The organism is Enterobacter sp. BRE11 (assembly GCF_031844285.1).
GTDB lineage: Bacteria > Pseudomonadota > Gammaproteobacteria > Enterobacterales > Enterobacteriaceae > Pantoea.
The window spans coordinates 82,553-101,528 of record NZ_JAUZUX010000006.1 but is presented as its reverse complement, the minus strand read 5'-3'; the positions used below and the strand labels follow the sequence as shown (position 1 = coordinate 101,528).

Genomic DNA, 18,976 nt, shown 5'->3' with positions numbered 1-18,976 from the left:
ACTTTTTTTCAATTTAATCAAACCTGTTTATGCCTTTTGCCGTAAAACGAGCCGCTGTTTTCCCCGTAACCTTGAGGATGAAGTGTTGAAAAGGCGTCTGTTGATCACTGTAACTGGAACTCTCTTTTTGGCTTCGCTGGCCCAGGCCGACGATATGCCATTTCCCCTGACGCCACCGTCGATTGACGCCGCCTCCTGGGTATTGATGGACGCCACCACCGGACAGGTGCTGACCGCCGGCAATCCGGATGAGCGCCGCAACCCCGCCAGCCTCACCAAGCTGATGACCGGCTACGTGGTCGATCGCGCCATTGACGCGAAAAAAATCACCCGCGACGACGTGGTGACGGTCGGTAAAGACGCCTGGGCGGCGGGCAACCCGGTGTTCAAAGGATCTTCGCTGATGTTTATTAAGCCTGGCGACAAGATCACCGTGCGCGACCTCAGCCGCGGCGTCATCATCGACTCCGGCAACGACGCCTGCGTGGCGCTGGCCGACTACGTGGCGGGCAGTCAGCAGAGCTTCGTCAATATGATGAATCAGTACGTACAAAAGCTGGGCCTGACCAATACGCACTTTGAAACCGTGCACGGCCTCGATGCCCCGGGCCAGTTCTCCTCAGCACGGGACATGGCGAAGCTGTCGCGCGCCATTATCAACGGCGAACCCGATTTCTACGCCATGTACAGCGAGAAAACCCTCACCTGGAACGGCATCACGCAGAACAACCGCAACGGGCTGCTGTGGGACAACAATCTGCACGTCGACGGCCTGAAAACCGGCCATACCGAAACGGCGGGCTTCAATATCATCGCCTCTAACGTGGTCGGCCAGCACCGCTTGATCGCGGTCGTGATGGGCGGCAAAAGCGCAAAAGGGCGTGAAGAGCAGGCGCGCAAGCTGCTGGTCTGGGGCCAGAACACCTTCGATACCGTGCAGCTGTTTCACGTGGGCAAGAAAATCGGCACCGAAAACGTCTGGTACGGGGCGCCGCACAGCGTCCCTGTCGGCACCGCCAGCGACGTCTACCTGTCGCTGCCGCGCAGCGAGATCCAGAACGTGAAGGCCAAATATGTGATCAATCGTAAGGAGCTTGAGGCACCGCTGAAGGCCAACGAAACCATCGGCGAGATTCAGGTGATCGATAAGGACAAACAGCTGGCGAGCTATCCGCTGGTCACGCTCTCCGCGGTAGAAAAAGCGGGCATCTTCACGCGTCTTCAGGACTACCTGAAGCAGAAATTCTGACAGCGTAGGCGGCCTCCGTGCCGCCTTTAATCGTTACTTCAGATCGTCCTTCACATCCTTAACGTCGCTGGCTGACACCGGCGCGGCGGCGTTGCCCCAGCTGTTGCGCACATAGGTCAGCACGGCCGCAATCTGCTCGTCATCCAGCACCCCCGCAAAGGCGGGCATAGCGGGCGCGGTCGGCCGCGCATCGGTATCGACGCCGCGGCTGCCCGCGCTGACGACGCGGATCAGCGAGGTGGCATTCGGCTGGTTAATCAGCGGATTGGCAGCCAGCTGCGGGAAAATATTTTTCTCGCCGCGTCCGCCAGGGCTGTGACAGGCGGAGCATTTCGCCTCATAAATCTGCGCGCCGAGCTTCATGCGCTCGTCGCTGGCGGCCAGCGGCTGCGGCACCTCTTCATCATGCGTGTTGCCCTCTTTCAGGAAGGTCGCCACCGCGCGCAGATCCTCATCGCGCCAGTACTGGGTCGAGTGGCGCACCGCGTCGGCCATCGGACCGGAAGCGATGGCGTAGCGGTTCACGCCGGTGCGCAGATAGCTGACGATATCCTCCTGCGTCCACTTGCCCAGCCCGGTATGGGCGTCTGCGCCGAGATTGGGCGCGTACCAGCCCTCAACTTCGCTCCCACTAAGAAAGCGATCGCCTTTGTCGCCGCCGAGAAAGTTCTTCGAGGTGTGACAGGTGCCGCAGTGGCCGAGCCCCTGCACCAGATAGGCGCCGCGATTCCACTCCGCCGACTTTTTCGCGTCGGGTATAAACGTGCCCTTATCGAAGTTAAGCCAGTTCCACGCAATCAGGCTGGTGCGGATATTGAAGGGGAAGGGCAGCTGGTTGGTCTCGACTTCATGATGGATCGGCTGCAGCGTCTGCATCCATGCCCAGAGATCCTGCAGGTCCCGCTCGGACATCTTCGTATAGGCGGTAAACGGCATCGCGCCGTAGAGCCGCTTGCCATTATGACCGATGCCCTCCGTCATGGCGCGGCGGAAGTCGTCATAGCTCCAGTCGCCAATGCCGGTTTCGTGATCCGGCGTGATATTGGCGCCAGCCAGCACGCCAAACGGGGTATTAATCTTGACGCCGCCCGCATAGGGCTGCTTCGCGTCGGTGGTATGGCAGGCGGTGCAGTCGCCGAGGGTGGCGAGGTAGCTGCCGCGCGCATACTGGTCATACTCCGGCTGCGCCTGGGCAGTAACGCTCGCGGCCAGCAGCAGCGCAGCGGAGAGTGCATTCAGCGTTTTCATGCGGTAATCATCTCCCCCGGGCGTTTCAGATACCAGGTGCGAATGGCGTGCGCGGCCTTAAACGCCAGCGCGCCCACGGTGCCGGTCGGGTTATAGCCGGGGTTCTGCGGAAAGGCGGAGGCGCCCACCACGAACAGGTTCGGCACGTCCCAGACCTGCAGATGCTTGTTGACCGAGCTGGTGCTCGGGTCAGCGCCCATCACAAAGCCGCCAACGACGTGAGAAGACTGATAGGGCACGCTGTTCCAGTGGCCGGTCATCGGCTTAACGATCATTTCGCGCGGGTTCATCGATTTGGCGATCTCCGCCACCTTGCCGGTGCAGTACTGCGCCATCTTCAGATCGTTCTGCGAAAAGTCGAAGGTAATGCGCAGCAGCGGACGGCCGTGCGGATCTTTATAGTTGGGATCGAGCGAAAGGTAGTTGGTGCGCGTGGTGTAGCTGCTCGCCTCGCAGCCGATAGACATGGTGCTGAGGTAGTTATCTTTCAGCGCGCGCTTCCATTTCGAGCCCCACTTCGGCGTGCCGGGCGGCAGCGGCCGATAGCCGATAGGCGCAGAGCCGATCGGCGTCACGCGGATACTGCCGCCGCCGAAGAAGCCGAGGCCGCTGTGGTCGAAGTTATCGTTGTTGAACTCATCGATGCCCATGCCGACCGCGCCCGCGCCGATAAAGGGATTGAAGTTTTTATCATCGAAAAACAGCGTCACGTTGTTGGCGGTCTGGTAGGCGTAGTTGCGACCGGTGGTGCCCTTGTTAGTGACCGGATCGTAGGCTTCGCCGATTTGCGACAGCAGCATCAGGCGCACGTTCTCAAAGGTAAAGGCGGCGACAATCACCAGATCGGCGGGCTGTTCCCAGGTATCGCCGGAGGAGTCGACATAGGTGACGCCGGTCGCCTTTTTGCCGCTGGAGTCGGTCAGCACCTCCAGCACTTCGCAGTTGGTACAGGCGGTAAAGTTCTCTTTGCGCATTAGCGCGGGCAGCACGGTGGTGATGGCGCTGGCTTTAGAGTAGTTGGCGCAGCCGTAGTTAGTGCAGAAGCCGCAAAAGGTGCAGGGGCCCATGGTGACGCCGTAGGGATTGGTATAGGCCTCAGAAACCAGCGAAGAGGGCACCGGGAAGGGCTGATAGCCCATCTCTTTCGCCGCCTGCGCGAAGAGCGTCGGGCCGTAGGGCTGACGCAGCGGCGGCGTGGGATAGTCGCCGCTGCGCGGGCCTTCGAACGGGTTGCCGCCGGCGCGCTTCTCGCCGTTGAGGTTACCCGCGTAGCCGGAGGTGCCCGCCACGCGTTCGAACTGCATATAGTGCGGCTCTATCTCTTCCCAGGTGGTGCCCCAGTCCTGCAACGTGAGCTCGCCGGGCATCGCGTCGGCGCCGTAGCGCTCGGTGAGGTAGCTCTTCAGCTGAAATTCGTGCGGCTGAAAGCGAAAGGTAATGCCCGCCCAGTGGTTGCCCGCGCCGCCGGTGCCGTTGCCGGGATGAAAGGATCCCCAGGTGCGCATCGGCAGCGCGGTCTGCGACGGGTTATTGCGCATGGTGCAGGTATTCTGCCGCGTGCGCAGCATGAGCTCTTCACGCATCACATAGCGCAGTTCGTCGGTCACGGTGCCGATATTGAAATCGCGCGCGGTATCGCGCCACGGACCGCGCTCAATGCCGATCACCTCCAGCCCTTCGTCGGCCAGCTCATTGGCGATAATCGAGCCCGCCCAGCCGAGGCCGATCACCACGACATCCGTTTTAGGTAATTTTTTCATGGCTTATCCCTGCCTTTCCACTGTGCGATGCTGATGGGTTCGAGATGCAGATCTTCGTTGTGCCGCTCGATGTAGGGGCGATAGTCGTAGCGCGCGCCGGGAAAGCCCAGCATCTTCCATGACGCCATATCGCGATTGCCGCCGTAGATGGGATCGGCGAAAAAGCCCTCCATGGTGTTGTTCAGCACCTCGATAAACAGCGACTGCGCATCGAAGCCCTCGAAGTGCACCTTGCCCGCTTCCATCGCGGCCAGCAGCGCGTCCTGCTGCTGCGGCGTCAGTTCTTTAAAACGTTTCTGGGAGGTCTGCTGAACGTAACGGTCGAGTGCGGCCAGACCCTGGCGGTAGCGCTGCTGCGGTACCAGCGGCGACTGATCCCCCTGCTCGGCGGTGCCTTTCTGGAACGGGCCTTCCATATAAAGGCGCTCGAACGTGCCGTAAAAACCGTGCAGCTGGCGATCGATAAACTGCGCGCAGCCCGCCTCTTTACCGCCCACGCTCAGCTCGTCGGCGGGGATCAGGCGATCGACGATGGCTTCGATGGTTTCCGCCTCTTCCTGAGTGAAAAAGAGCCAGCCGGGCGGGGCGAAGGTTTCAGGTGGGTTATCGGAGAAGGGCGTCCAGCCAGGCGAGCCTTTCAGGGAGACGGCGTCGGCCGCGCGGGTAACGGTGGCGGCTACGCCTAGCGTAGACCAGGTCAACACCTGCCGCCGCGTGACGCCCGGCAACGTTTTGGCTCTTTTCTTCATGTCGCTTCCTTCAGTCGTGTTATCAAATAAACGCAAAAAAGAGATAGGGTTATAGGGTTGTTTTTATGGTTTTGGTTGATTGTAAAGCCGGTGTTGATAATTGTAAGAAGGTGTCAAAACTGTATTGAAATGTAGAAGCGGCATTAAGCCTTAGCAACGTCATGGGATAAAATAACGCACTTTATGATCCTTAACCGGAAAGCCAACTTGCGCCCAGATAAGCCCATATCGAATATCGAGTTCTGGTTCTATCGCCACTACCGCAGCGTGCATGGCATACGTATCGCCATCGCCTTTTTACTTACCTTTTTGCTGGTGCGGCTTACCGGTATTCCCGAAGGCACCTGGCCACTGATCACGCTGGTGGTGGTGATGGGGCCAATCTCTACCTGGGGCAATGTTTTTCCGCGCGCCATTCAGCGTATCTGCGGCACCTTCGCCGGATCGATCTCGGGCCTGATCGCCCTCAAGCTGGAGATGGTGTCGCTGCCGGTAATGCTGGCCTGGTGCGGCATTGTGATGATGGTGTGCGGCTACCTGACGCTGGGGAAACATCCCTATATGGCGCTGCTGATCGGCATTACGCTCAGCGTGGTGGTCGGCGCGCCAGCGGGCGATTTCACCGTAGCGCTGTGGCGCGGCGGCGACGTGATCCTCGGCTCGCTGCTGGCGCTGCTGTTCAGCGCCATCTGGGCGCAGCGCGCCTATACCCACTGGCGCATTCAGCTGTCGGACTCGCTGGCGGAGATCGCCAAAATTTATCACGCCGGGTTTTCCCCTAACCTGATAGAGAAGCCGCGCCTGAAAAAGCCGCTGGGCAAGCTACTGACCAGCGTCGTGAAAATGCGCGCGCTGCTGGTACCGGCGAGTAAAGAGACGCGCATTCCCAAATCGGTATTCGAGGCGATTCAGACCATTAACCGTAATATGGTGAACACGGTGGAGATGCAGATTGAAGCCTGGTGGGCCTCGCGCGAAACGCACCTTATCCTGCTCAACGCGCCGACGCTGCGGCGCACCCAGCAGATGACCGAAAAGACGCTGCAGGCGCTGTCGGCGCTGGCGCTGCGCGGCGAGACCGACGAGGTGGTGGCCAACAGCCACGAGCTGACGGAAATCACCCGCGAGCTCAAGCAGCTGATCGCCGATGCGGGCAGCGAAGGGCTGGAAGAGACGCCTATCTATGGCTATGTCTGGCTGAGCCTGGAACTGGCGAAGCAGCTGGAGCGTATGACCGATTTGATCCGCCTCGCGCTGCGCAAATAATCACCAGGGACAATGACTTAATGTGAAAGCCGCATTCTTTGCGCTAAGATAAGCGCCAGTCCGATTTTAGCGGCGACAATTGTCGCCCCGGCTGGCGAACCGCTAAGCTGAAGGTTATGACTCTACCCCCTGCGTAAGCAGGCCCAAAAAAAGGTGCCACCATGGAAAATGCCAAGCAATCATTTCAGGACGTACTGGAGTTTGTGCGTATGTTCCGTCGTAAAAACAAACTGCAGCGTGAAATCACTGATAACGAAAAGAAAATCCGTGATAACCAGAAGCGCGTTCTGCTGCTGGATAACCTGAGCGAATATATCAAACCAGGCATGAGCATTGAGGCGATTCAGGAAATCATCGCCTCGATGCGTTCCGACTACGAAGATCGCGTTGATGAATACATCATCAAAAACGCCGATCTGTCGAAAGAGCGTCGCGACCTGTCGAAAAAACTGAAATCGATGGGCGAGCCGAAAGCGCAGTAACTGGCCGTACAGAAGACAAATTCATCTTCATAGCGTAAAAAAACCGCAGCTTTTTAAGTCTGCGGTTTTTTTTCATATGCGTTTCGTCACGAATAACGGTACGGATACAGAGAAAATCAGCGTCATTGTCCTGATAATATTCCCTTTGCACCACGCAGCAGACCCTCTGTACTCAGGTCTTCATCAAGATCGGGCCAGTGAATGCCGTAGCCTGCGCCACACAATTCCCATTTTTGACGCTGTTCAGGCGTGCCGGCAGCCAGACGCGGGTACCACGCAACTGGCACGGAGATAGTGCGCCCGTCCATCAGGTCCACAGTCAGACGGTCATCGTCAATATGGACCTTCATGACGCGTATATCATTCTCACTTTGTAAAGTAAGCATCCCAGGCCTCCTGAAGATGATTCTGGTTCTCTTTCACCAGACGCTGAAGTTCACGTAGCTCATGCGAAGCAAAACCCACACTGCGCGCCACGCTCAAGTCATGCAACCATATTTTAGCCGTTGCACCCTCCTTATCAACGTGGATGTGCGCGGGTTCGTTGGGTTCATGGCTGTAAAAATAGAAGCGGTAAGGGCCAATTCTAAGAACAGTCGGCATGTTTATCTCCCTGACAAACAGTGTGAAAAGAATAGACGCTTTTACTCCACCCTTAGCGCTGCAGCAGCTGGCGCGCGATGCGCTGCAGCTGCTGCGCCAGCGCCTCGGCACCGGGTCCGTCGCCGCCCGGCGCGGCGGTGGTGGCGCGCAGTACCAGCGTCGGCTCCAGCGGTCGGGAGGGCGGCGGCGTATCCTGCAGATGCGCCAGCAGCGTCTCGACACACTGCTCCCCCAGCGCCTGCAGATCCTGACGCACCGTGGTGAGCGGCGGCTGATACCAGGCGCTTTCGGCGGTATCGTCATAGCCGACCACCGATATCTCGCCCGGAATCGCCACCCCGTGCTGATGCAGCGCGCGCATCGCGCCAAGCGCCATCTGATCGTTCGCCACCAGCAGCGCCTGCGGCAGGCGATCGGGCAGCTGTTGCAGCATCGCCTGGTAGCCAGACTGGGCGCTCCAGTCGCCTCGCAGCGTGCAGAAGGGCGTCAGGTGGTGTGACGCCAGCGCCTCGCGCCACGCCGCTTCGCGCAGCTGCGCCGAAATTGCCTGCGCCGGACCGTTTAGCAGGCCAATCTGATGATGCCCCAGCGCGACCAGGTGCTCGACGGCGGCCCGCGCGCCGCGCGCGTTGGAGTACTGACACTGCGCCACCTGCGCCTGGGGTTCGACATCCATAAAAATCACCGGCTTGTCGCCGCACAGCGTCTGGATCTGCTCCGCTTCCGCAGCGGCCAGCGGCAGGTTAATCATCAGCGCATCGACGCGCTGCGCCAGCAGTTCGTTGACGGTCTCGGCGGCGCTGTTGTGGCTGCGCATGGCGATCACCAGATGGTAACCGTCGCGGCTGGCGCGCTGCTGGATCGCCGAGGCGATCTGCGCCGGTGCCATCAGCGCCAGATCGCTGGTGGCGAGCCCGAGCGTGCGCGTCGCTTTGCCCGCCAGTTGCTGCGCCACACGGTTTGGCACATAGTTGAGCTGCTGCATGGCCGCTTCCACTTTCGCCCGCGTGCGCGGGGAGACCTGCGGCGAATGGTTAAGCACGCGGGAAACGGTCTGGTAGGAGACGCCGGCAAGGCGGGCGACGTCATCAAGAGTGATAGCGCGGGAAGTCATTGATTTCTCCACTGGACAGAGGCGGCCAGTGTAACAAAATTTTCGTCGCGCAGGCGTGTCTGCGCACAACCCGAACGGAGGAAAGATGCAGCTTAACCCTCAGGCCATACAGGATCTCAATCTTATTGCCGCCTGGCTGGCGCTGGACGAGATGCCCGTCGAAGGCGACATCGAAGCGGATATGGCGATACTTGCCGGCCACGCCGTGCTGCCGAATATCGAGGGCGCGGTGGCGCTGGCGAAAAGGTTCGGGCTGCCCTTGCTGCTCAGCGGCGGCATCGGCCACGCCACCGGCGCGCTGGCGCAGGCGATGGCGCTGCATCCGCTCTATCGCAATATCGAGACGCGCGGCAAAAGCGAGGCGCAGATGCTGGCGGCGATTGCCCGCGTTTTCGGCGGCCTCGACGAAGAAAATCTGCTGCTGGAGGAAGCGTCGCGCAACTCCGGCGAAAACGCCGCCTTCAGCCAGCGCCTGCTCGACGCCCGCCAGCTGCGGCCGCAGCGCGTGGTACTGATTCAGGATCCGCTGCTGCAGCGCCGCGCCGACGCCACTTTTCGCTGGCAGTGGCGCGAGCGCGACGACGCGCCGCGCTTTATCAACTGGCCGGTATTTACCCCGGTCGTAACGCTTGATTCCGGCATGGCGCACATCACCGGCGCGCCGCCGCAGGGGCTGTGGTCGCTGGAGCGCTTCGTGCAGCTGCTGATGGGCGAAGTGCAGCGCCTGCGCAACGATGAGCAGGGCTACGGCCCGCGCGGGGCCGGCTTTTTCGGCGAAGTCGAAATGCCCGACGCGGTAGACGCCGCCTGGCATCGTCTGATGCAGCTGCCCGCTGTGCAGGCGCGGCTGGCTGCCGGGCGCTAGTTAACGGCTCTTTAAATAAACCTGTAAATTGACGTTCACCGCGTTGAGCAGCGGCACGCTGACGCCGTTGCGCGCCGCACGTTTCACCAGATCGCCGATCACCTGTTCCGCTTCGATATCAAAGCCCTGGCTCAAATCGCGATACATCGAGGAGGTCATCGGCGTCGCGGGATTGCTCAGCAGCGCGAGGATTTTCGCCGTTACCGCCGGGCGCGGCTGGTAGCCGTCGGCGGTAATGGTCGCCAGCACCTCGCTGAAGATGTTGCGCAGCAGCGTTTCGCCGCCCTCGGCGGTGAGCGCCTGCTGTGTATCGCCGCGCGCCAGACAGCAGACTGCGCCGAGCGTGCTCAGCAGCAGCCACTTCTCCCAGAGCTCGCCGATAATATTGTCGCTGAAAATGGTGTCGACGCTGGCTGCGCGCAGCGCCTCGTCTACGCGCTGTAGCCGCGCGTCGTTACGGCCATCCAGCGCGCCGTAATAGATCTGGTGCAGCGCCGTCATCCGTACCACTTCACCCTGTGCGCCCAGCGTCGCGTTGATTTTTACCAGCCCGCCGATCACCTTATCGCCGAAGCGTTCGCGCAGCGTGTCGAAATGACGCATGCCGTTGAGGATCGGCATAATCAGCGTCTGTTCGCCGACGACGGGCGCAATGTCTTCTATCGCCTGCGCCAGCGCAAAACTTTTCACCGTCAGGATAATCAGGTCCCAGGTACCGCGCAGCGATCCCGCCTGCGCCAGCTGCGGCTGCAGTTTCTCCACGCCCTGCGGCGTGCGCAGCACCAGGCCGTTTTCACTGAGCTGTTTGAAGCGACGCTCGCGCACCAGAAAGGTGACGTCACGTCCCGCCTGCGCCAGGCGCGCGCCAAAATATCCGCCGGTCGCCCCGGCGCCTACGATAAGAATGCGCATGATCGATTTTCCCTTAGCCGTTGAGGCTCCTACCTTAAGACCTGACGGCGGCGGTTGCCAGCGTTGCGTTGCTCAGCGCCGCGCTATCGCCGCCAGCAGGGCGGGGAGCAGGCCGGGAAAGCGCTGATCCAGGCAGTCGCGGCGCAGCGAAATCAGATTTTCCCGCCCGACGGGCCGCTGCCAGATCACGCCGCTGTCGCGCAGCACGCGCCAGTGGTGCGTCATGGTCGATTTGGCGATCTCGCCGCGCAGCGCATTGCAGCTCTGCTCGCCGTGCTGCGCCAGCGTCTGAAGAATGGCAAGGCGAATCGGATTGCCGAGCGCAAACAGCACGTTTTCCAGCTTAATCTCGTGCGACTGCGGATGATTTTCCAGCATGGTATTCCTGTTCTACGATCTGTCAATTGTACAATTATAGCTCAAACTGTTCGCATTTAGTCGTACAGTGGGCGTAAGCTGTTTTTCCGACGGCGCGCAATCCTGCGCGCCGCGCCACACGTCTACCGACTAAGGACGCATCATGCCCCGAACACTTCCCGTTGAGCGTTACCGCAACATCGGCATCTCCGCGCATATCGATGCCGGTAAAACCACCACCACCGAGTGCATCCTGTTTTACACCGGAATGAGCCACAAGCTGGGTGAAGTGCACGATGGCGCCGCAACGACCGACTGGATGGCGCAGGAGCAGGAGCGCGGCATTACCATTACCTCGGCGGCGGTCAGCTGCTTCTGGCCCGGCATGGACGGCAGCTTCGCGCCGCACCGCATCAATATTATCGACACCCCCGGCCACGTTGACTTCACCATCGAGGTCGAGCGGTCGATGCGCGTGCTGGACGGCGCGGTCATGGTCTATGACGCCGTCGGCGGCGTACAGCCGCAGTCGGAAACCGTGTGGCGTCAGGCGAATAAATATCATGTGCCGCGGCTGGCGTTCGTCAACAAAATGGATCGCCAGGGCGCAGACTTCTTCCGCGTGGTGCAGATGATGCAGGATCGCCTCAGCGCGAATCCGGTGCCGATCGTTATCCCCATCGGCGCGGAAGAGCATTTCAGCGGCGTGGTCGATCTGCTGAAAATGCAGGCGATTTACTGGGACGAGGCGTCGCAGGGCATGACCTTCAGCTACGCGCCGATCCCCGACGCGCTGCTGGACGAGGCGAACGCCTGGCGCGAAAAAATGGTCTCGGCGGCGGCCGAAGCGAGCGATGAACTGATGGAAGCCTGGCTGGAGAGCGGCGATCTGGAGCATGACCAGATTATCGCCGGCCTGCGGCAGCGCACGCTGCGCAACGAGATCCAGCCGATGCTGTGCGGCAGAGCCTTCAAGAACAAAGGGGTGCAGCGCATGCTGGATGCGGTGGTCGAGCTGATGCCGTCGCCGGCCGATATTCCGGCCATCAAAGGGGTGGATGAGAACGGCAACGAGGCGGAGCGGCATCCGGGCGATGACGAGCCTTTCTCGGCGCTGGCGTTCAAGCTGATGAGCGATCCCTTCGTCGGCCAGCTCACCTTTGTACGCGTCTACTCCGGCGTGCTGCGCAAGGGGGACAGCGTCTGGAACGCGGTCAAGGGCAAAAAAGAGCGCATCGGCCGCATCGTGCAGATGCACGCCAACGCGCGCCATGAAATAGAGGAGATCCGCGCCGGGGATATTGCCGCCTGCGTCGGGCTGAAAGAGGTCACCACCGGCGAAACGCTGTGCGATCCCAACGCCGTTATTACGCTGGAGCGCATGGAGTTCCCGGAGCCGGTCATCTCGCTGTCGATCGAGCCGAAAACCAAAGGCGATCAGGAGAAGATGAGCCTGGCGCTGCAGCGGCTGGCGGCGGAAGATCCCTCTTTCCGGCTGCACACCGACGAGGAGTCCGGCCAGGCGATTATCTCCGGCATGGGCGAGCTGCATCTGGAGATTATCGTTGACCGCCTGAAGCGCGAGTTCGGCGTCGAGGCAAATATCGGCCGTCCGCAGGTGACCTACCGCGAAACAGTGCGCAAGGCGGTACGCGACGTCGAGGGCAAGTTTGTGCGCCAGTCCGGCGGTAAAGGGCAGTATGGTCACGTGGTGCTGACGCTGGAACCGCTGCAGCCGGGCGGCGGCTTTGTGTTCGAAGACGCCACCAAAGGCGGCGTGGTGCCGCGCGAATATATTCCGTCGGTGGAAAAGGGCATCCGCGAGGCGCTGAACAGCGGCGTGATTGCCGGCTACCCGATCGTCGACCTGAAGGCGACGCTGACCTTCGGCTCCTATCACGACGTCGACTCCTCGGAGATGGCGTTCCGCATGGCGGCCATTCTCGGCTTCCGCGCCGCCGCGAAGCTGGCGGATCCGGTGCTGCTTGAGCCGGTGATGAAGGTCGAGGTCGAAACGCCGGAGGAGTATGCTGGCGGCATTATGGGCGATCTCTCATCGCGTCGCGGACAGGTGCAGGGCATGGATGAGCACTTTGGCGGCCGCATTATCCGCGCCGAAGTGCCGCTGGCGGAGATGTTCGGCTACTCCACGGCGCTGCGCTCGCTGACGCAGGGGCGCGCCACCTACAGCATGGAGTTCGCCCACTACGCGCAGGCGCCGCGTCAGGTGGCGGATGCGGTGGTCGCCGCGCGTCACTAAGCGCGGGGCGCGTTACAGGGCCGTCACGCCGAGCGCGGCGGCCTGCGACTCCCAGCGCATTATCTCCTGATACGCGGCGCAGCGTCGCCCTCCGCCCGCCTCGTTATTCACCGGGCGCGCCAGCAAAAAAGAGAAAGATCCTGATTGACTGACTTATGTCGAAAAACTTGATGATGCGGTTGAAAACTATTGGCTATCAGTGTGGAGGCGGCTGACGTAACCTTTGCCCATCGAATCTTATCTCTCACGCAGGGGCGAAACCTGCCCGCGAAAGGAACAGAATGATGAAAAATATTGGCTTCTTATCCTTCGGCCACTGGACGCCCTCTTCACAGTCCGCCACCCGCTCTGCGCAGGACGTGCTGCTGCAGTCCATCGATCTGGCGGTCGCCGCTGAAGAGCTGGGCGCGGACGGCGCTTACTTCCGCGTGCACCACTTCGCGCGTCAGCTCAGCTCGCCGTTCCCGCTGCTGGCGGCGGTCGGCGCGCGCACCCGCAAAATCGAAATCGGCACCGGCGTGATCGATATGCGCTACGAAAACCCGCTCTATATGGCGGAAGACGCCAGCGCGGCGGACCTGATCGCCAACGGCCGTCTACAGCTCGGCATCAGCCGCGGCTCGCCGGAGCAGGTGGTGGAAGGCTATCGCTACTTCGGCTATGCGCCGCAGGAGGGCGAAACCGACGCCGATATGGGCCGTCGCCATACGGAAGCCTTTTTAGAGGTGCTGCGTGGCGAAGGTTTCGCCAAACCGAATCCGCAGCCGATGTTCCCGAACCCGCCGGGCCTGCTGCGCCTGGAGCCTTACTCGGAAGGGCTGCGCGAACGCATCTGGTGGGGTTCCGGCTCCAACGCTACCGCCGAGTGGGCAGCAAAAATGGGCATGAACCTGCAAAGCTCAACCCTGAAGGATGACGAAACGGGCGAGCCGTTCCACGTCCAGCAGGCGAAGCAGATCCGCGCCTACCGCGAGGCCTGGAAAGCGGCGGGGCATAAGCGCGAGCCGCGCGTGTCGGTCAGCCGCAGCATTTTTGCGCTGGTGAACGACATGGACCGTGCCTACTTCGGCCGCAGCGGCCAGGATCAGGATTCCGTCGGCTTCCTCGACGAGAAAACGCGCGCCATTTTCGGCCGCAGCTATGCGGCGGAGCCGGAAGCGCTGGTTAAGCAGCTGGCGCAGGATGAGGCGATTGCCGAAGCGGACACGCTGCTGCTGACGGTGCCGAACCAGCTCGGCGTCGACTACAACGCGCACGTGATTGAAGCGATTCTGAAATATGTCGCACCGGAGTTAGGCTGGCGCTAAGCGTGAGAACGGCGGCCTCGGCCGCCGTTTTTTTTTGCCTGGATCAGCTCGCCTGCTGCGCTTTTTCCTGCCTGCGGCTGCCCGCCGCCCCGGCGCAGAACAGCGCGATCACCACCAGCGCCAGCACCGGCAGCATCGCCATGCGCAGCCCGGCGTGCTCGCCGATAAAGCCAAGTCCCGGCGGCCCCACCAGAAAGGCCAGATAGCCCAGCGTCGCCGCGATAGTGACGCGAATCGCGCTGTTGTGGCCGTCGCCTGCCGCGGAGACCGTGAGCGGAAAACCGAGCGCCGCGCCGATGCCCCAGAAGAGCACGGCCGCCGCCGCCAGCCATGAATTATCGGAGAAGATCACCAGCATCAGGCCGAAGGCGGCAGAGAAGGCGCTGACGCGCAGCATCCAGACGCGGCCGATGCGATCGACCACATAGCCCCCCAGAAAACGGCCCAGCGTCATGCCCGCGGTGAAACCGGCATAGACCAGCGTGCCCTGCGTGTGGCTCAGGTTATGGCCATCAATCATCAGCAGCGGCAGCCAGTCGTTGGCGGAGCCTTCCGCCAGCGCCATCGCCAGGATCACCATGCCGAGGATCAGCAGCTGGCGATCGCGCAGCTCATGGCGTACCTGCGCGATAAAGCCGCCGCTGTGCGTCTGTTCACTGCGTTCGCCGTCGCTGGTCGCTGGCAGGTGGCGCAGCGCCACGGCGGCGATCAGCACATCCGCCAGCAGCACGGCGGCAAAGTGCAGGCTGGTGCTCAACTCCGCGGCGGTCATCAATAGCCCCGCCAGCGCGCCCGCCAGCGTGCCGAGGCTGAAAAAGCCGTGAATGATGGTCATGACCGAGCGGCCCAGCGCCCGTTCGAACGCGGCGCCCTCGACGTTGATCACCACGTCCATCAGCGCCGTGCCGCCCCCCAGCAGCGTCAGGCTGGCGAAGACGCCCAGCGCGCTCGCCATCGTCAGGCTGAGCGCCATCAGCACCAGGCCAAGCAGCAAAATCACCATGCCGTAGCGCATCACCCGCTGCGTGCCGAGCTGGGCGATCAGCTTGCCAGCCAGCAGTACGCCGAGCATCGAGCCGCAGGAGAAGCCGAACAGGATCATGCCCATCAGTTCAGTTGAGGCGTCGAGCCTGTCGCGCATAAAGGGCGTGCGGCTGACCCAGGAAGCCCAGGTAAAGCCGGGAATAAACATCAGACCGAAAATGGCCCACTTGCCGCGAGCCTGTTGTTGAGGCGTCATCGCGACTCCTGTTTGTCGTACGGATGTACGAGAGAATAATACAAAAATGGCGCGGCGCGAGGGGGGAGGCGAAATATTATTCTCGAATCGGGTCAGCTATTTTTCGCACCGCCCGCAAAACAGCGTCGCGGCTCATCGGTGCGTCGTTGAGCAGGTTATGGATGGTTAAACCCTCAATCAGCGCATCCAGCGCGCAGGCCGTCTCCATGGGAAAGCAGAGGTGCAGCGACGCCCGGCTGCGCGACATCCACAGCTGCAGCAGCTGGCGAAACGTCGCTTTTCGCGCCGCCAGCGAGTAAAGCTCGAAACTCAGGATCAGATGACGCTGGCTGGCCCAGACATCGCCGCAAATCAAATCCACCACAGCTTCGCAGGCGTCCGCGCATTCGGTGGCGCTCTGCATGCGCTGGCGGAACGCCTGGGAGATGGTATCGACCATATAGCTGAAGGCGCCCATCAGCAGCAGATCGGTTTGCGGAAAGTGATAGGTGAGGGTGCCGGGCGAGAGGCCCGCCTCATCGGCCACCCGGCGATAGGTGGTGCCGCGCACGCCTTCGTTGATGATCACCGTCAGCGTCGCGTCCAGTATGTCGGTTTTAATATCCCGTGTAGCGGCCATCAACTGCTCTCATTTCTCTGACATAAACAGGGTAAGGATAACCGCTCGGCGGCGGCAAAGCATGCGGCGCGAGCGGGATGGGGCTGGGCAGCGCGCGCCACTCCGGTTATGATTTCGCCCTACACGACATCGACGGCAGCCAGCGACAGGGAGGCACTATCAGCAGCATAAGGATCAGGCTCGGCAGCAGGGAGCGCAGCCGTGAAGCGTAACACTCCACGCCACGCCTTTCACTACACGCCGTTCCGCCACCTCTTTTTCGCCCGCACGCTGACGGTGCTGGGCAACAGCGTCGCGCCGGTGGCGCTCGCCTTCGCCGTGCTCGATATGGGCGGTTCCGCCGCCGATCTCGGCGTCGTGGTTGCCGCGCGCTCGCTGTTCAACGTCCTCTTTCTGCTGTTTGGCGGCGTGCTGGCGGATCGCTACTCGCGCAATCGGGTGCTGCTGCTCTCGTCGCTTGTCGCCGCACTCTCTCAGAGCGGCGTCGCCTGGCTGGTGCTCGAGCAGGCCGCGACGCTAACCGCTCTGGCGATGCTGAGTGCCGTCAACGGGGCGGCCGCAGGCGTTGCGCTGCCCGCCTCATCGGCGCTGGTGCCGCAAACCGTGCCGGCGCAAAGGTTACGCCAGGCGAACGCCTTTATTCAGTCGGGCGTTTATGCCGGCACCATTATTGGCGCGTCGCTGGGCGGCATTCTTACCAGCACCCTGGGCGCAGGCTGGGGGCTGGCGGTGGATGCGCTGGGCTTCGCGCTGGCCGCGCCGCTCTATTACGCGGTGCGCACCGGCGCGCAGGCGGCGGCCTCTGCCGCGACGCTCTGGCAGGATCTGCGCGACGGCTGGCGAGAATTCACCGCCCGCAGTTGGGTCTGGGCGGTGGTGGCGCAGTTTGCCGTGGTTAACGCCGCCTTCACCGGGATGGTGATGGTACTGGGCCCGGTTATCGCTGACGACGCCTTTGGCCGCGCCCGCTGGGGCGTAATGATTGCGGCGCAAAGCGTCGGGCTGATTATCGGCTCCGCCATCGCGCTGCGCTGGCGTCCGCGCCGCGCGATGTTCACCGGCGTGACGCTGGTGGCGCTCTGTGCCTTTCCTATGCTGCTGCTGGCAGGCGGCGCACCGGCCGGCTGGCTGATGGGGGCATTCTGCATCGCCGGTATGGGGTTCGGCCAGTTTGGCGTGATCTGGGCGCAGGCGCTGCAAACCCACATTCCGCGCGACCGTCTGGCGCGGGTTTACGCCTACGACGCGATGGGATCTTTTATCACCATCCCGCTGGGCGAGCTGGCCGCCGGGCCGCTGGCGATGCGCTTCGGCAACCAGACGGTGCTGCTCTGCTGCGCCGCGGCGGTGCTGGCGGCGACGCTGGCGGCCTGTCTGGTGCCGTCCATCAGAACGCTGCGGCAGGCTGAGTAGCGAGGCGGGCTGTCGGGACGATAAATGCAAGAAGCCCGCTCAGGTTTCCCTTAGCGGGCTTTTTAAATCAATAGAACAAGAGTTTAGTTATTAATTTTTTCGATAAGACAGGCCAGTTTTTGTCTGTGCTGGGCATTGCGCATGAAAAACTTGCCTTCGCGTTACCGCTGATATCCCTGCGGCGCAGGCTGGATACGGAAGCTGCGCCGCATTTCGTTTATCAGATCCGTCATAATCCTTTGAACCGCAAAAACAGTTTTCTATTATCGGCCTTCTTACCTGGAACTAAGCTCCTGCGTGCACGAAGTGCTTCATGACCTGAAAGAAGCGCCTGATGTATGAGAATGGTTGCCGTTTTACCGTAAATATTGCCTTTGAAGACTGCCGGCTTTGTCTTCCGATGGATTAAGGCTTTCTTCACGCTTTATTACGTTAAGGAAATCACAGTGAATCTGATGAATAATTATGCATCGCCCACCGTAGATGTTATATTAAAATATAATATTCGGAGGTGCTTTATGTATACAATTCGCCTGAAAAAGGTTGGCGGATCCATCATGCTGGCGGTTCCTCCCGCCGTGCTGAAAACGCTGGAGCTGTCGACGGACAGCGAGGTAGGTATGACCATTGATAATGGATGCCTGATTATTGAACCCCAGAAACGGCCCCGTTATTCGCTTGAGGAACTGCTGGCGCAGTGCGATCCGCACGCTGAAATAAGCGAAGAAGAGCGAGCATGGATTGATGCGCCTGCGGTGGGCAAGGAGATCCTGTAAATGGACAGAGGAGAAATCTGGCTGGTTTCACTGGATCCGATTGCTGGCCACGAGCAAAGTGGAAAATGTCCGGTGCTTATCGTATCGAAGGCATCGTTTAACCAGCTGACCCGGCTACCTGTTGTTGTTCCCGTTACCAGCGGCGGAAACTTTGCTCGCACGGCAGGTTTCACCGTTTCACTGGAAGGGGCAGGGACAAAAACGATTGGAGTTATTCGCTGTGACCAGCCCAGAACCATTGATATGGCAGCCCGGAACGGCAAGCGGCTGGAACGCATACCTGACGCTGTTGTAAATGAAGTGCTTGCCAGGCTGGATGCTATTTTGAGTTAACGCCATGACGCCGAAAAGCAAAAAGCCTGCTTCAAAAGCAGGCTTTTCTAATATGGCTCCTCTGACTGGACTCGAACCAGTGACATACGGATTAACAGTCCGCCGTTCTACCGACTGAACTACAGAGGAATCGCTTGAACGGGGCGCATATTATCGACCCGCACCGGCCATGTCAAAGCCCTTTTTCACAAAAACGTTCAACTGCTGAAATAAACGCCAGAGGCCGCTGCGCCGTTAACATGCTCACACCTGACAAATGAAAACTATTTTTCTCCGCTATGGGCAATGAAAAAAAACGCCTGTTGCGGCGCGTGCGTCACGCTACCTGGATAACCCAGCAGTTCTCTTAACATTAAGATTTCAAAGCCGCTCACACTTCTCATCTCTGCCGTTTGCCTGGGTTTATTTCGAAACGTATATTCC

At 60.9% G+C, this 18,976-nt stretch carries 19 protein-coding genes and 1 tRNA gene; 9 read left to right on the top strand and 11 right to left on the bottom strand.

The features are described from left to right. The first annotated feature begins 85 nt into the window (after nucleotides 1-85). Entirely contained in the window at nucleotides 86-1,249 is a 1,164-nt protein-coding gene (gene dacD, locus Q9R34_RS08095; protein ID WP_485893130.1) for a serine-type D-Ala-D-Ala carboxypeptidase DacD, read from the top strand. Nucleotides 1,250-1,282: 33 nt separating this feature from the next. Here the strand turns inward: dacD and Q9R34_RS08090 are convergent, their stop codons facing one another. The 3 genes from Q9R34_RS08090 to Q9R34_RS08080 are packed head-to-tail and all read right to left on the bottom strand — an operon-like array spanning nucleotide 1,283 to nucleotide 5,006. Continuing rightward, nucleotides 1,283-2,497, bottom strand: a complete 1,215-nt coding sequence (locus tag Q9R34_RS08090; RefSeq protein WP_485893057.1) for a c-type cytochrome — start codon at nucleotides 2,495-2,497, stop codon at nucleotides 1,283-1,285. After that, the gene (locus tag Q9R34_RS08085; protein WP_485893056.1) at nucleotides 2,494-4,257 is read right to left on the bottom strand and encodes a GMC family oxidoreductase; all 1,764 of its coding nucleotides are present in this window, start codon (nucleotides 4,255-4,257) and stop codon (nucleotides 2,494-2,496) included. The genes Q9R34_RS08090 and Q9R34_RS08085 overlap by 4 nt, the downstream gene beginning before the upstream one ends. Continuing rightward, nucleotides 4,254-5,006 carry a gluconate 2-dehydrogenase subunit 3 family protein gene (locus Q9R34_RS08080; RefSeq protein WP_485893055.1) on the bottom strand — a complete coding sequence of 251 codons (753 nt, stop codon included), beginning with the start codon at nucleotides 5,004-5,006 and terminating at the stop codon, nucleotides 4,254-4,256. Before Q9R34_RS08080 ends, Q9R34_RS08085 begins: the two co-directional genes overlap by 4 nt. Nucleotides 5,007-5,213: 207 nt before the next feature. On the opposite strand from Q9R34_RS08080, the gene Q9R34_RS08075 reads away from it, so the two are divergent. Continuing rightward, the gene (locus Q9R34_RS08075) at nucleotides 5,214-6,272 is read left to right on the top strand and encodes an FUSC family protein (RefSeq protein ID WP_485893054.1); all 1,059 of its coding nucleotides are present in this window, start codon (nucleotides 5,214-5,216) and stop codon (nucleotides 6,270-6,272) included. 161 nt (nucleotides 6,273-6,433) lie between these two features. Next, complete coding sequence (tmaR, locus tag Q9R34_RS08070; RefSeq protein WP_033791495.1) at nucleotides 6,434-6,754, top strand: PTS system regulator TmaR; 321 nt, start codon at nucleotides 6,434-6,436, stop codon at nucleotides 6,752-6,754. Between the two features lie 122 nt (nucleotides 6,755-6,876). On the opposite strand, the gene Q9R34_RS08065 is transcribed toward tmaR, so the two are convergent. The 3 genes from Q9R34_RS08065 to Q9R34_RS08055 are packed head-to-tail and all read right to left on the bottom strand — an operon-like array spanning nucleotide 6,877 to nucleotide 8,471. Beyond that, nucleotides 6,877-7,140: a DUF2442 domain-containing protein gene (locus Q9R34_RS08065; protein ID WP_434122943.1), complete on the bottom strand. Its 264-nt coding sequence runs from the start codon at nucleotides 7,138-7,140 to the stop codon at nucleotides 6,877-6,879. After that, a complete protein-coding gene (locus Q9R34_RS08060) occupies nucleotides 7,121-7,357 on the bottom strand; it encodes a DUF4160 domain-containing protein (protein ID WP_485893053.1) in 237 nt (78 codons plus the stop codon). The genes Q9R34_RS08065 and Q9R34_RS08060 overlap by 20 nt, the downstream gene beginning before the upstream one ends. Nucleotides 7,358-7,409: 52 nt before the next feature. Beyond that, nucleotides 7,410-8,471: a LacI family DNA-binding transcriptional regulator gene (locus tag Q9R34_RS08055; protein WP_485893052.1), complete on the bottom strand. Its 1,062-nt coding sequence runs from the start codon at nucleotides 8,469-8,471 to the stop codon at nucleotides 7,410-7,412. A gap of 85 nt (nucleotides 8,472-8,556) precedes the next feature. On the opposite strand from Q9R34_RS08055, the gene Q9R34_RS08050 reads away from it, so the two are divergent. Then, complete coding sequence (locus tag Q9R34_RS08050; RefSeq protein WP_485893051.1) at nucleotides 8,557-9,336, top strand: ElyC/SanA/YdcF family protein; 780 nt, start codon at nucleotides 8,557-8,559, stop codon at nucleotides 9,334-9,336. Here Q9R34_RS08050 and Q9R34_RS08045 read toward each other — a convergent pair whose 3' ends face one another. Both Q9R34_RS08045 and Q9R34_RS08040 read right to left on the bottom strand, forming a co-directional pair. After that, nucleotides 9,337-10,248 carry a ketopantoate reductase family protein gene (locus tag Q9R34_RS08045; RefSeq protein WP_485893050.1) on the bottom strand — a complete coding sequence of 304 codons (912 nt, stop codon included), beginning with the start codon at nucleotides 10,246-10,248 and terminating at the stop codon, nucleotides 9,337-9,339. 72 nt (nucleotides 10,249-10,320) lie between these two features. Continuing rightward, complete coding sequence (locus Q9R34_RS08040; protein WP_485893049.1) at nucleotides 10,321-10,626, bottom strand: ArsR/SmtB family transcription factor; 306 nt, start codon at nucleotides 10,624-10,626, stop codon at nucleotides 10,321-10,323. 142 nt (nucleotides 10,627-10,768) lie between these two features. On the opposite strand from Q9R34_RS08040, the gene fusA reads away from it, so the two are divergent. Both fusA and Q9R34_RS08030 read left to right on the top strand, forming a co-directional pair. Further along, on the top strand, nucleotides 10,769-12,865 hold the full coding sequence (gene fusA, locus Q9R34_RS08035) for an elongation factor G (protein ID WP_485893048.1): 2,097 nt from the start codon (nucleotides 10,769-10,771) through the stop codon (nucleotides 12,863-12,865). 284 nt (nucleotides 12,866-13,149) lie between these two features. Beyond that, nucleotides 13,150-14,172 (top strand): LLM class flavin-dependent oxidoreductase, encoded by a 1,023-nt coding sequence (locus Q9R34_RS08030; RefSeq protein ID WP_485893129.1) that lies wholly within the window; start codon nucleotides 13,150-13,152, stop codon nucleotides 14,170-14,172. A 43-nt stretch (nucleotides 14,173-14,215) separates the two neighbouring features. On the opposite strand, the gene Q9R34_RS08025 is transcribed toward Q9R34_RS08030, so the two are convergent. After that, complete coding sequence (locus Q9R34_RS08025) at nucleotides 14,216-15,412, bottom strand: MFS transporter (protein WP_485893047.1); 1,197 nt, start codon at nucleotides 15,410-15,412, stop codon at nucleotides 14,216-14,218. Nucleotides 15,413-15,488: 76 nt separating this feature from the next. Then, entirely contained in the window at nucleotides 15,489-16,031 is a 543-nt protein-coding gene (locus Q9R34_RS08020; RefSeq protein WP_485893046.1) for a TetR/AcrR family transcriptional regulator, read from the bottom strand. A 201-nt stretch (nucleotides 16,032-16,232) separates the two neighbouring features. On the opposite strand from Q9R34_RS08020, the gene Q9R34_RS08015 reads away from it, so the two are divergent. From Q9R34_RS08015 to Q9R34_RS08005, 3 genes are all read left to right on the top strand, one after another. After that, nucleotides 16,233-17,444 (top strand): MFS transporter, encoded by a 1,212-nt coding sequence (locus tag Q9R34_RS08015; RefSeq protein WP_485893045.1) that lies wholly within the window; start codon nucleotides 16,233-16,235, stop codon nucleotides 17,442-17,444. 518 nt (nucleotides 17,445-17,962) lie between these two features. Further along, nucleotides 17,963-18,220, top strand: a complete 258-nt coding sequence (locus Q9R34_RS08010) for an AbrB/MazE/SpoVT family DNA-binding domain-containing protein (RefSeq protein ID WP_485893128.1) — start codon at nucleotides 17,963-17,965, stop codon at nucleotides 18,218-18,220. After that, entirely contained in the window at nucleotides 18,221-18,553 is a 333-nt protein-coding gene (locus Q9R34_RS08005; RefSeq protein WP_485893044.1) for a type II toxin-antitoxin system PemK/MazF family toxin, read from the top strand. It begins immediately after the preceding gene. A gap of 53 nt (nucleotides 18,554-18,606) precedes the next feature. Here Q9R34_RS08005 and Q9R34_RS08000 read toward each other — a convergent pair. After that, nucleotides 18,607-18,682, bottom strand: a tRNA-Asn gene (locus Q9R34_RS08000). Between the last annotated feature and the right edge of the window lie 294 nt (nucleotides 18,683-18,976).